Consider the following 12,294-nt stretch of genomic DNA (forward strand, 5'->3'; position numbering starts at 1 on the left):
GCGCACCCGGCACCCTAGTTTCATCTCATCCAAGGAGAATGACATGGCCACCAAGACGATCACCGACGCCAGCTTCCAGAACGACGTGCTGTCTGCCGACAAGCCGGTGCTGGTCGATTTCTGGGCGGAATGGTGCGGCCCGTGCAAGATGATCGGCCCGTCGCTGGAGGAGATCAGCGAGGAACTGGGTGAGCAGGTGACGATCGCCAAGCTCAACATCGACGAAAATCCCGACGCCCCCGGTCAGTATGGCGTGCGCGGCATCCCGACGATGATCCTCTTCAAGGGCGGCGTGCCGGCGGCGACCAAGATCGGCGCGGAGCCGAAAGGGCGGATCAAGGCGTGGCTCGAAGGCGAACTGGGCTGAGCATGTCGGCGGCGCTGCTGATGACACAGCGCGCCGCCACTTTCGTCTGCAATGATCCCGTGAGCGGTGGAGGAAGCACGTAGTCGATCGGAGAGTTCCGAGAGCCGCTATGGCCGGGAACATACTGCCGAGGCGATCCGACCCACACGGCGGGCGCCCGCCAGCATCAAGTCAGCGGGATCATCACAGTGTCGGCATAGCCCGGCCGCGCCTGCAAACGCGCGTACCAATCGGCGAGATGCGGAAGCGGCACGCGGTCCAGCCCCAGCGCGAAGAACGTATGCGCATAAACCCCCATCGGCACGTCTGCCACGCCGAACGCGGCACCTGACAGCCACGGTGCCTCGCCGAGTTGCCGGTCGAGCACGCTCATCAAGCGCCCGCACGCCACGATCGATTGCGCCACGGCCTCGTCGTCGCGCTGCCCGGCCGCGCGCCGCACGAGGTTGAAGAACGCCCCGCGCTGCGCATCGGCGTAGCTGAACTGCCAGTCCATCCAGCGGTCCGCCAACGCACGTCGCGCCGGATCGGCCGGCCACATCGTATCGTCGCCATATCGCGCCGCCAGATAGCGCAGGATCGCGTTCGATTCCCACAGCACCAGCCCGTCGTCCTCGATCGTCGGGATCAGCGCATTCGGATTCTTCGCCAGATAGGCGTCGTCCATTCCGAACGCGCCGCCGACATCGTGACGCCGGTACGTCAGCCCGAGTTCCTCGGCGAGCCAGACCACCTTCTTGACGTTATGTGAGTTCAGCCGCCCCCAGATCGTCAGCATGGCCGCCTCAGCTCCGATAATCGGCGTTGATCGAGATGTAGCCGTGCGTCAGGTCGCAGGTCCAGACGGTCGCGCGGCCGTCGCCGAGCCCCAGATCGACGCCGATCTCGACTTCCTCTCCCTTCAGATGCGCCGCGACCGGCGCTTCGTCATAGCCGGTCACCGCCACGCCGCGTTCGGCGACAGGGGTGGCGCCGAACCGGATCGCCAGCTTGTCGCGCTCGGCGGGTTCGCCAGCCTTGCCGACCGCCATGACGACGCGCCCCCAATTGGCATCCTCGCCGGCGATCGCCGTCTTCACCAGCGGCGAATTGGCGATCGACATTGCGATGCGGTGTGCCGAGCGGTCGCTTTCCGCGCCCTCCACCGTCACTTCGATCAGCTTCGTCGCACCCTCGCCGTCGCGCACCACCAGCAACGCCAGCTGCCGGCAGACATCGGACAGCGCGGCGCGGAACGCATCCGCCCCGTCGCTGTCGTCATCGGAGAGTGGCGCATTGCCCGCCACGCCGGTCGCGAACGCCAGCACGGTGTCGCTGGTCGAGGTGTCGCCGTCGACCGTGATGCACGAAAAGCTGCGCACGTTCGCCGCGGACAGCGCGGCTTGCAGGAATGGCGCTTCGACCGCGGCATCGGTGAAGATGAAGCCGAGCATCGTCGCCATGTCCGGCGCGATCATGCCCGAGCCCTTAATGATCGCGGCGATCGTCACCGTCCGTCCGTCGACCACCGCGGTCGCTTCGACGCCCTTCGGATAGGTGTCGGTGGTGCCGATCGTCTCCGCGGCGGCGCGCCAGTCCGCGGCCGGCGCGACGAAGGCGGCGGCAAGCCCGGCCTGCGCCTTGTCGATCGGCAGCGGCACGCCGATCACGCCGGTCGAAGCGACGAACACGTCGGATGGCCGGCAGCCGAGCGACTGCGCGGTCTGCGCGGCGATCGCCTCCACGGCATCGCGCCCGCGGTCGCCGGTGAAGGCGTTGGAATTGCCGGCGTTGACGACCAGGGCCCGCGCCTCGCCCAGCACCAGCGCCTTGCGGCACCATTCCACCTCCGGCGACGGGCATTTCGACTGCGTCAGCACGCCCGCCACGGTCGTGCCCAGCGTGAACTCCGCCAATGTCAGGTCGGTGCGGTCCCACGTCTTGTACTGCGCACGCGCCACGCGCAGGCGGACACCGGCGACCGGCGCCATATCGGGGAAGGGCGTGGCGAGTGGGGAGATCGACGTCGACATGCCGCTGCCTTAGCTTCGCCGTCCCCGTGCGCAAAGGGGCTCTGCATGGCGCCGGCGACGTGGGCGTCGGACTGGCGGTTCCGCCGCCGTGATCGTCGCAGGCTGCGGGTGCGACGCATCGCACCTGCTTCCAGGCAGGCCCTCGTTCCGCTTCGGTCGCCAAATTGATGGTTTACCGGCATGCGGGCGGTGGACGTCCACGCGCGTGCATCCTATGTCCGCTCGCGTGAATCTGCTGCTGCTCCTCTCCGCGCTGCTTTCCGCGCTGACCGGCGTCACCGGCAGCGTGCGTCAGCCGCAGGTCGCCCAGGCGGTTGCGCAGCAGGTGAAGGCGGCGGCAATCGCCTCCGCCGCGCTGCGCATCGCCGCGCGTCCGGTGCAGGCGCTTGCGTCGCTTCACGACAGCAGCACCGCGCCGCATGCACGCGCCGTCGCGATATTCGCGATCGAGCCGATTTTTGCGAGTCGCCGACGCGAATAAGCGCGCACTCGCTTTTCACGCCTTTTCCCTTGCGCGGCCGCCGGACGGGCGGAGCCGCGCCGCTTCCAGATACAGGAACACGCCCATGTTCGGCGGCATTGCCAAATCGCTCTTCGGTTCGTCCAACGACCGCTACGTCAAGTCGCTCAACCCGATCCTCGCCAAGATCGCATCGTTCGAGCCGACGCTGCAGGCAATGGACGACGCCTCGCTCGCCAACCAGACGGTGCTGTTCCGCGAGCGGATGGCGAACGGCGAGACGCTCGACCAGTTGCTGCCCGAGGCGTTCGCCACGGTCCGCGAGGCAGCGAGCCGCGTGCTGGGTCAGCGTCACTACGACGTACAGATGATCGGCGGCATCGTCCTCCACCGCGGTGAGATCGCGGAGATGCGCACCGGCGAGGGCAAGACGCTGGTCGCCACGCTCGCCACCTATCTCAACGCGCTGCCGGGCGAGGGCGTCCACGTCATCACCGTCAACGATTACCTCGCCAGCCGCGACGCCGACTGGATGGGTCGCGTCTATCGCTTCCTGGGGCTGACCACCGGCGTGATCGTCCCCAATCTGTCCGACGAGCAGCGCCGCGATGCCTATGCTGCCGACATCACCTACGGCACGAACAACGAATTCGGCTTCGACTATCTGCGTGACAACATGAAGTACGATCGTGCTTCGATGGTGCAGCGCCCGTTCGCGATGGCGATCGTCGATGAGGTCGATTCGGTGCTGATCGACGAGGCGCGCACGCCGCTCATCATCTCCGGGCCGACCGACGACAAGTCGGAGCTGTACATCGGTGTCGATGCGATCGTGAAGCAGCTGAACGAGGAAGATTACGAGAAGGACGAGAAGCAGAAGTCGATCGTCCTGACCGAGGATGGCACCGAGCGCGCCGAGCGGTTGCTGGAAGCCGCCGGGCTGCTGGAAGGCGCAAACCTCTACGATTTCGAGAATACGCAGGTGGTGCACCATCTCAACCAGGCGTTGCGCGCGAACGCGATGTTCAAGCGCGACACGGATTACATCGTCAAGGACGACAAGGTCGTCATCATCGACGAATTCACCGGGCGCATGATGGACGGCCGTCGCTGGTCGGACGGCCTGCACCAGGCCGTCGAGGCGAAGGAGGGCGTGCAGATCGAGCCCGAGAACCAGACCATGGCTTCGATCACGTTCCAGAATTATTTCCGTATGTATCCCAAGCTGGCCGGAATGACCGGCACCGCCGCGACCGAGGCGGCGGAATTCTACGACATCTACAAGATGAACGTCGTCACGATCCCGACCAACAAGCCGGTGCACCGCGTCGATGAAGAAGACGAATTCTACAAGGACACGCAGGACAAGTTCCGCGCGATCGCCAAGAAGATCCGCGAACATGCCGAAACCGGGCAGCCGGTGCTGGTCGGCACCGTCTCGATCGAGAAATCGGAGCTGCTCAGCGAGTTCCTGCGCCAGGAAGGTGTCGACCATTCGGTGCTGAACGCCCGCTATCACGAGCGTGAGGCGCATATCGTGGCGCAGGCCGGGCGGCTGGGCGCGGTGACGATCGCCACCAACATGGCGGGCCGTGGCACCGACATCCAGCTGGGCGGCAATCTGGAGATGCGCGTCGAGGACGAGCTGGCCGGAATGCCGGAAGGGCCGCAGCGCGACGCCGCCGTCGAGCAGATCCGTGCCGAGATCGGTGCCGAGAAGCAGAAGGTGCTCGAAGCCGGTGGGTTGTTCGTGCTCGCGACCGAGCGTCACGAGAGCCGCCGCATCGACAACCAGTTGCGTGGCCGGTCGGGGCGGCAGGGCGATCCGGGGCTCAGCCGCTTCTACCTGTCGCTCGATGACGACCTGCTGCGCATCTTCGGCCCGGACACGCTGTTCGCCAAGATGATGCGCAACAACATCAACGATGGCGAGGCGATCGGCAGCAAGTGGCTGACCAAGGCGATCGAGACCGCGCAGAAGAAGGTCGAGGCGCGCAACTACGACATCCGCAAGCAGGTCGTCGAATATGACGACGTGATGAACGACCAGCGCAAGGTGATCTACGAGCAGCGCGCCGACATCATGGACGCCGATACGGTCGGCGACGTGGTGACCGACATGCGCGCCGAGACGGTCAACGCGATCGTCGGCGAAGCCTGCCCGCCGAATTCCTATCCCGAGCAATGGGATGTCGAGGGGATGAAGACGCGGCTCGCCGAGGTGCTCAATCTGGCACCGCCCGTCGACGAGTGGCTGACGGAAGACGCGATCGATCCCGAGATCGTGACCGAGCGCGTGCTGGCCGAGGCCGACGCGCTGGTCGCTGGCAAGGCTGCCGACCTGGAGCCGGACACGTGGACGCAGATCGAGAAGTCGATCCTGCTCCAGAACCTCGACCATCACTGGAAGGAGCATCTCGCGATGCTCGACGCGTTGCGGCAGGTCGTTCACCTGCGCGCCTACGCTCAGAAGACGCCGATCAACGAATACAAGCAGGAGGCTTTCAACCTCTTCCAGCGCATGCTGGAGGCAATTCGCGAGGACGTGACGCGCACGATCGCGTTTGCGCAGTTCCAGATGCAGGCACCGCCGCCGCTGCCCGACCTGCCGGACTTCATCACCACCCATTTCGACCCGTTCACCGGCGAGGATAATTCGAACGACATCGACGCCGGCACGCGCGGGCTGGTAACGACGCAACTCCCGCCGCTCCAGATCCCGCAACCCAGCGGCGCGGACCTCGGGGACGATCCCGCCAACTGGGAAGGGCAGGTCAGCCGCAACGCGCCATGCCCGTGCGGATCGGGGCGCAAGTACAAGCATTGCCACGGCGCCGCCTGACGGGCGCAGGGCGGGGGAACGGTCGGGAACGCCTCCCCCTGCCGTACACCCCGCCGTCCTTGCGGGGATAGCAAAGCGATCCAGAGCCGGGCCAGCGCGCCGTTGAACGCTTCGCCACGCCCGTGCTGACGAACGGGCGGCTGAAGCGCCACTAGATCGGTGACGAAAAACAGGAGTCCTGTTCGACGCTCCTTCGGTCAAGGGAGCGTGACGGCCACGCCTCGCTTGGTATCGTCTTCACCAGTCGTGCGGTTTGGCCTCCCGTCGTTTCATATCGTCGCGCTACTCCGACCGTGATCGGCAGCGGGCGCTTCATGCCGGCGCGAAACATGCGTGACGCGAGCATAAGGCCGGGAGAGCGCAGATACGCCGGGCCGCAGCGTGGCCTGGAATCTGTCACCTGCAGCGCCGACGCACCTTGCCGCGAACCGACGCGCTTGCTTTCGACTGCCGGTGTCGCGTAAGGGCGCGCATCCGCATGGACCCGGTGCAAATCCGGGTGGCTATCCCGGCCGCCGATCCGCCGGGCAACCTCCACGTGTCTTCCCTTCGTCGCGTCATCGTACGCGCGTGGACACGTGTTGCGTTCACGACAGGCACATGACCTCTTTCACTTCCCACTTCCGATCCGCGTGGTGCGCGGATGCGGGCGAGGCACGCCGCGAGATCCTCGCCGGCGTCGTCGTCGCCCTCGCGCTCATCCCCGAAGCGATCGGCTTCTCGATCATCGCCGGCGTCGATCCGCGTGTCGGCCTCTATGCCTCGATCGCCATCGCTATCGTGGCCTCGCTGCTCGGCGGACGACCGGCGATGATCTCCGCCGCGACCGCCGCGGTCGCGGTGCTGGTGACCCCGCTGGTCCGCGATCACGGCGTCGATTACCTTTTCGCCGCCACGATCCTGATGGGCGTCGTCCAGATCGTCGCCGGGCTGCTGCGGCTCGACCTGCTGATGCAGTTCGTCTCGCGCTCGGTCATCACCGGGTTCGTGAACGCTTTGGCGATCCTGATCTTCATGGCGCAATTGCCACAGCTGACCGGCGTGACGTGGCACACCTATGCGATGGTCGCTGCGGCTCTGGCGATCATCTATCTGTTGCCGCGCGTTACGAAGGCGGTGCCGTCGCCACTGGTCGCGATCGTCGTGGTGACGATCGGCGCGATATGGACCGGCGTGCCGGTTCGCACCGTCGGCGACATGGGACGACTGCCGGAGGGTTTGCCGTCGCTGGCGCTGCCGCAGGTGCCGCTCACCTGGGAGACGTTGCGGATCATCCTGCCGTTCTCGCTTACGATGGCGGCGGTCGGGCTGCTCGAATCGATGCTGACGGCGCAGATCGTCGACGACGTGACCGACACCGAGAGCGACAAGCGCCGCGAGTGCATGGGGCAGGGGGGCGCCAACATTGCTGCCGCGCTGGTCGGCGGGATGGGCGGCTGCGCGATGATCGGCCAGTCGGTGATCAACGTCACCTCGGGCGGGCGCAAGCGGCTGTCGACCTTCATCGCCGGCGCGTTCCTGCTGTTCCTGCTGGCGGTGCTCGGCCCGATCGTCGGGCGCATCCCGATGCCGGCGCTCGTCGCGGTGATGGTGATGGTGTCGATCGGCACGTTCAGCTGGAACTCGATCGCCAACCTGCGCCGTCATCCACCCACCTCGTCGGTGGTGATGCTGGTGACGGTCGCGGTGGTGGTCGCCACGCGCGATCTGGCGCAGGGCGTTGCGGCGGGCGTGCTGCTGTCGGGCATCTTCTTCGCGGGCAAGGTGCGACGGATGTTCGCGGTCGAACGCGAAGAAGGCATGCCGGTTCGCTATCGCGTACGCGGCGAGATATTCTTCGCATCGGTCGATCGCTTCACGCGCTCGTTCGCCGGCGAAGCGGCGCACCCGGTCGTGATCGACGTCTCTGCAGCGCATTTCTGGGACATTTCGGGCGTTGCTGCGCTCGACAAGATCGTCGCCCGATTGCGGCGGGATGGGTGCACCGTCGAGGTGATCGGTTATAACGACGCGAGCGCCGATTTCGTCGATCGCTTCGCACTCCACGACAAGACCGGGGTGGAGTTAGGGCTTGCGCCGCACTGAGCCTGCAAAAAGGGGCACCGGTCGTCGCCCGGTGCCCCATTCGCCGTCCGGCGAACCTCGTGCTGCTACGATGCCTTGGGCAGGCGGATGGTCGGCCCGATCGAGTCGACGACATTGCGGGCGTTGAAGGCGCGCACGTTGCCTCGCTCGGGCGTGCCCTTGAACATCACGATCTCGGCCGAGGCTTCGTAGCGGTCGACCGTGCGGATGTCCTGGCCACCGCCCCAGCCACCCCAGCCGCCGCCCCAGAACGGATCCCAGGCACGATAGCCGAAGCCGCGACCGTAGAAGCCCCAGCGCGGGCCCCACAGCCCACCGCCGAATGCCCCGAAGCCGGGGCCCCAGCCGCCCCCGCCGAAGCCCGGGGTGGAATAGGTACGCGCCTGGCGATCGGTGTCCCGGTCAGCCATCACGAAATAGTCGAAGCCGTTCTGCAGCGTCAGTTCGGCGGCGCGGAACAGCAGGTAGCGCTCCACGACGTCGCGGTCGGTGACGGTATTGCCGGCGAAGGTGACGCGGTAGCGGTTCGGCTCGATGCGAACATCGCTGTAGCCGGTGCGGTAGAAACCCGATCCGGTTGCGGGTCGGTAAGCGGTTTCGGTGGCGCACGCCGCCACCAGGGTCGTACTGGCCGCCAGCGCCAGGACCAATGCCGGGCGGCCGAACTTCTTCATCATGGCACTCTCCAACGCACCAAAGCGGCGCGACGAATCGTCGCATAGCCGAGATGACTGGAACGTGCGATGAACGTAAACGCTCCCCGAGGAGCGGAGGCATTTGCCTCGACCGACCACACCAATCACAAGCCGGTGAATGGTGGCTCCCTGAGTAGGATTCGAACCTACGGCCGCTCGATTAACAGTCGAGAGCTCTACCGCTGAGCTATCAGGGAACGTCGTGGAGGGGGTCTATAAAGCGGGAATTGCGCGGCGCAAGACCCTTATTTCATCATCGCGACCTTACGCGACGAACTGCTCCATGGTGATCCGGTCGTCCAACGCGTGTTCGGGATCGAACAGCAGCGTCAACTCGCGGGCACGGTCCATTTCGATGTCCACCTGCGCCACGTCGCGAACCTCGCGATGATCGGCGACGGCGGAGACCGGACGCTTGCCGCCGTCAAGTACGCGGAGCGACACGCGGGTCTTGTCCGGCAGGATCGCGCCGCGCCACCGCCGCGGACGGAAGGCGCTGATCGGGGTCAACGCCAGCATTTGCGATCCGAGTGGCAGGATCGGTCCGTGCGCGGAGAGATTGTATGCGGTCGATCCCGCCGGCGTGGCGACGAGGATACCGTCGCACGACAGCTCTTCGAGCACGATGCGGTCGTTGATCCGGACCTCCAGCTTGGCGGTCTGCCGCGTCTCGCGCAGTAACGAGACCTCGTTGATTGCGGGTAGCGTGTGGGTGCGCCCGTCGGTTGCGGTGGCGGTTGCGGTGAGCGGCGTGACCTTGAAGGCACGCGCGCGCTCGATCCGGCCGTCGAGATCGTGGCGCCGCCACTCGTTCATCAGGAAGCCGACCGTCCCCAGGTTCATGCCGAACACGGGCACGACCGCACGCCGCCGCTCCAGCAGCAGGTGCAGGGTTTGCAGCATGAAGCCGTCGCCGCCCAGCGCGACGACCAGATCCGCCTCGTCGACGGTGCACCAGTCCCATGCGTCGGCCAGTTCGGCCCGCGCGGTCTGCGCGGTAGCGGTGGGCGAGGCGACCAACGCCCGCCGGGGATATTGCGTCATCCGCCGGTGACGCTCATGTGCCGCGCGACCGCTGGAGCATCGCCGCGCCCGATCCGGAAATCATGCCGGCGCGGCTTGGTGACCAGCGCCTCCTCGATAGCGGCATCCAGTGCCGTCACGCCGCCTTCGCGCAACGCGCCGCGCAGGTCGCGGTGATCGTCGTGCCCGAGGCAGGTATAAAGCCGGCCCTCGGTCGTCAGCCGCACCCGGTTGCAGCCATCGCAGAAGTTCTGCGTCAACGGCGAGATCAACCCGAGCCGCGTCGTCCCGCCGTCGACTTGCCAATAGCGCGCCGGTCCGCCGGTCTGCGCGGCGTCACGGGTCAGCGCGAAGCACGCGTCGAGCCGCTCCTTCACGACGGTCAGCGGCAGGAAACGGTCGGTACGATCCTCGTCGACCGCGCCGAGCGGCATCGTCTCGATCAGGGTCAGGTCGTGGCCCTCCGCCACGCACCATTCGAGCATCGCAGCGATCTCATCCTCGTTGACGCCTTTCAGCGCCACCATGTTGATCTTGATCGCCAAACCGGCGTCACGCGCCGCGGCAATCCCGTCCAGCACCTGCGCAACGTCCCCGTGCCGGGTGATGTGCCGGAAACGACCGGGGTCGAGGCTGTCCAGGCTGACGTTCACGCGTCGCATTCCGGCATCGCGAAGCGCCGACGCATGCTCACGCAAACGCGTCCCGTTGGTGGTCATCGTCAATTCGTCGAGCGCAGTGCCGAAATGCCGGCCGAGCCGCTCGACCAGCTGCATCACGTCACGCCGTACCAGTGGCTCGCCGCCAGACAGGCGCACCTTCCGCACGCCGCGCGCCACGAACCGCTCGGCGATGATCGCGAGTTCTTCCAGCGTCGCGATCTTGGCCCGCGGCAGGAAGGTCATGTGCTCGGCCATGCAGTAGCGACAGCGCAGGTCGCAGCGATCCGTCACCGATACGCGCAGGTAGCGGATGGTGCGGCCGAAGCCGTCGATAAGCGGCGCGGCCGTGCTGTCGTTATGAGTCATCAGCGTCACAACGCCGGAAGCTATTGAGTCGTTCATCGCGCGGCAAGATCGGATTGCCGCCGCGCGCTACGCACCCTACGATTGCCCGATGGAGCGTCACTCCCGAACAATGCAGCGCGCAGCCGGCCGCCGGCGCGGCGAACGCACGCCCAGCGAAGAGCAGCAGGATCTCGTCGCCGCCTCGGCCGACGGGGTGACCGCCATCACGGTCGCGCCGACCAGTTTCGAGATCGTCAACGCCGCTTATGGCCGCACAACCGGTGACCAACTGGTGGATGCGATCGATCAGCGGCTGAGCGGCGCGCTTGCGGAATACCGCAGCGCCGCCGTGCGCAGCGGCGCGACGTTCACGATCCTGGTCGGTGGCGAAGCGCAGATAGGCGATGCAGCGGTCGACGCGACCGAGCGCGCGCTGGAGCATCCGTTCCAGATCGATGGCGAGACGATCCAGCTCGGCGCGCGGATCGGCGTTGCCCGCATGAGCGAGGAGGAACCGCTCGACCAGCTGCTGCGTCGTGCCGCCGAAGCATTGGCCTATGCGCGTGCCAGCGAGGGCGCGACCCGGCGAATCGCCGCGGACGGACGCGGCGTCTCGCTGGCGGCGCTGGCGGCCGACCTGCACCGCGCGATGGAGCGACAGGAGATCGACGTCCGCTTTCAGCCGCAGGTGCATCTGATCGATGGACAGATCACCGGGGTGGAGGCACTCGCGCGGTGGCAGCATCCGCGACTGGGCGTGCTGGGCGCCGACACCTTGCTGGCCGCGGCCGATCGCGCGGGCCTGGGCGTTGCGTTGTCTGACCATGTCCAGGCGCTCGCGTTGCGACGCGCGGCCGACTGGCCGGACGCGCTTTCAGGGTTGCGCGTCGCTGTAAACGTGACGGCGACCGATCTGTCGCGGACACCGTTCGTCAGCCGCTTCCTGGCGCGGGTGCATGAGGCGGGGATCGCGCCCGGACGCGTCACCGCCGAGGTGACCGAAGGCGCGATGATCGACAATCTCCACGCCGCCGGCACCGCGCTGGCAGCGCTGCGTGCGGCGGGATGCCGGGTGGCGCTCGACGATTTCGGCACCGGCTATTCAAGCCTGTCCTATGTCGCGCGGCTGCCGCTCGACTACCTCAAGATCGATCGCAGCCTGACGCAGGCCGCCGTCAGCGATGCGCGCGACCGCGTGGTGATGCAGGGCGTGCTGGCGATCGCCAAGGGGCTGGGGCTGGAGACGATCGCGGAGGGTGTCGAGACCGAGGCGCAGCGCCTGTTGCTCGCTGCGCGCGGCTGTACTTTGTACCAGGGATTTCTCTGTGCCGAGCCGCTGGACGACGCGGCCCTGATCGAACTTGTGTCGAAGGATCGTGAGCGGGAGCTGCCGAGATGAGCATCGCGCTGGTGTTGGCCGTTGCCGCTGCGGCGACACCGCAGGCGGCGATCTCGGCGGCGATGGCGGACAGCGCGGCGGGATGGAATGCCGGCGACCTGGCGCGCTTCACCGCCATCTATGCGCCCGATGCGGTCTACGTCGCGGGCGACAAGGTGGTGCAGGGAAAGCCCGCCATCGCCGAGCGATATGCCAAAAGCTTCACCGATGGTGGCAATAGCCGCGGAAAGCTGGCGTTCCAGCCGCTTGCATGGCGTCCGCTGAGCGCGGTGCATGTTCTGTACATCGCGCGCTGGACGTTAACGCCGGCGAGCGGCGCCTCGCAAACCGGGTTGACGACGCTGCTTTTCGAACGGCGCAAGGACGGCTGGCGGATCATTTCCGACCACAGCAGCTGAGCGGCA

The 12,294-nt window shown here is 66.8% G+C and carries 11 protein-coding genes, 1 tRNA gene and 1 other annotated feature; of the genes, 6 read left to right on the forward strand and 6 right to left on the reverse strand.

From position 1 onward, the window contains the following. Positions 1 to 43: 43 nt before the first annotated feature. Positions 44 to 367: a thioredoxin gene (trxA, locus tag SPHPHY_RS0108715; RefSeq protein WP_022686300.1), complete on the forward strand. Its 324-nt coding sequence runs from the start codon at positions 44 to 46 to the stop codon at positions 365 to 367. Between the two features lie 166 nt (positions 368 to 533). Here the strand turns inward: trxA and SPHPHY_RS0108720 are convergent, their stop codons facing one another. After that, positions 534 to 1,145 (reverse strand): glutathione S-transferase family protein, encoded by a 612-nt coding sequence (locus SPHPHY_RS0108720; protein WP_022686301.1) that lies wholly within the window; start codon positions 1,143 to 1,145, stop codon positions 534 to 536. Between the two features lie 7 nt (positions 1,146 to 1,152). Beyond that, positions 1,153 to 2,379, reverse strand: coding sequence for a bifunctional glutamate N-acetyltransferase/amino-acid acetyltransferase ArgJ (gene argJ / locus SPHPHY_RS0108725; protein WP_022686302.1), 1,227 nt, complete (start codon positions 2,377 to 2,379; stop codon positions 1,153 to 1,155). Between the two features lie 214 nt (positions 2,380 to 2,593). On the opposite strand from argJ, the gene SPHPHY_RS0108730 reads away from it, so the two are divergent. The 3 genes from SPHPHY_RS0108730 to SPHPHY_RS0108740 all read left to right on the forward strand — a co-directional run bounded on the left by SPHPHY_RS0108730 (position 2,594) and on the right by SPHPHY_RS0108740 (position 7,766). Beyond that, positions 2,594 to 2,860, forward strand: coding sequence for a hypothetical protein (locus tag SPHPHY_RS0108730; RefSeq protein ID WP_022686303.1), 267 nt, complete (start codon positions 2,594 to 2,596; stop codon positions 2,858 to 2,860). 85 nt (positions 2,861 to 2,945) lie between these two features. Continuing rightward, positions 2,946 to 5,681: a preprotein translocase subunit SecA gene (secA, locus tag SPHPHY_RS0108735; protein WP_022686304.1), complete on the forward strand. Its 2,736-nt coding sequence runs from the start codon at positions 2,946 to 2,948 to the stop codon at positions 5,679 to 5,681. Between the two features lie 477 nt (positions 5,682 to 6,158). Next, positions 6,159 to 6,214, forward strand: a sequence feature (sul1 is cis-regulatory element that is thought to sense ions involved in sulfur or methionine metabolism; They are found in Alphaproteobacteria). A gap of 67 nt (positions 6,215 to 6,281) precedes the next feature. Then, entirely contained in the window at positions 6,282 to 7,766 is a 1,485-nt protein-coding gene (locus tag SPHPHY_RS0108740; RefSeq protein WP_022686305.1) for a SulP family inorganic anion transporter, read from the forward strand. A gap of 65 nt (positions 7,767 to 7,831) precedes the next feature. Here SPHPHY_RS0108740 and SPHPHY_RS0108745 read toward each other — a convergent pair whose 3' ends face one another. The 4 genes from SPHPHY_RS0108745 to moaA all read right to left on the reverse strand — a co-directional run bounded on the left by SPHPHY_RS0108745 (position 7,832) and on the right by moaA (position 10,512). Further along, entirely contained in the window at positions 7,832 to 8,440 is a 609-nt protein-coding gene (locus SPHPHY_RS0108745; protein WP_028056675.1) for a CC0125/CC1285 family lipoprotein, read from the reverse strand. A 143-nt stretch (positions 8,441 to 8,583) separates the two neighbouring features. After that, positions 8,584 to 8,658: transfer RNA gene (locus SPHPHY_RS0108750), tRNA-Asn, on the reverse strand. A 67-nt stretch (positions 8,659 to 8,725) separates the two neighbouring features. Further along, positions 8,726 to 9,505: an NAD kinase gene (locus tag SPHPHY_RS0108755; RefSeq protein ID WP_022686307.1), complete on the reverse strand. Its 780-nt coding sequence runs from the start codon at positions 9,503 to 9,505 to the stop codon at positions 8,726 to 8,728. Next, the gene (moaA, locus tag SPHPHY_RS0108760; protein WP_028056676.1) at positions 9,502 to 10,512 is read right to left on the reverse strand and encodes a GTP 3',8-cyclase MoaA; all 1,011 of its coding nucleotides are present in this window, start codon (positions 10,510 to 10,512) and stop codon (positions 9,502 to 9,504) included. Before moaA ends, SPHPHY_RS0108755 begins: the two co-directional genes overlap by 4 nt. 88 nt (positions 10,513 to 10,600) lie before the next feature. Between moaA and SPHPHY_RS19770 the strand changes: the two genes are divergently transcribed. Both SPHPHY_RS19770 and SPHPHY_RS0108770 read left to right on the forward strand, forming a co-directional pair. Next, positions 10,601 to 11,890, forward strand: a complete 1,290-nt coding sequence (locus SPHPHY_RS19770) for a bifunctional diguanylate cyclase/phosphodiesterase (protein ID WP_081645281.1) — start codon at positions 10,601 to 10,603, stop codon at positions 11,888 to 11,890. Next, positions 11,887 to 12,288, forward strand: coding sequence for a YybH family protein (locus SPHPHY_RS0108770; protein ID WP_022686310.1), 402 nt, complete (start codon positions 11,887 to 11,889; stop codon positions 12,286 to 12,288). The genes SPHPHY_RS19770 and SPHPHY_RS0108770 overlap by 4 nt, the downstream gene beginning before the upstream one ends. Positions 12,289 to 12,294 lie beyond the last annotated feature (6 nt).

The organism is Sphingomonas phyllosphaerae 5.2, assembly GCF_000419605.1.
GTDB classification, from domain to species: Bacteria; Pseudomonadota; Alphaproteobacteria; order Sphingomonadales; family Sphingomonadaceae; genus Sphingomonas; species Sphingomonas phyllosphaerae_B.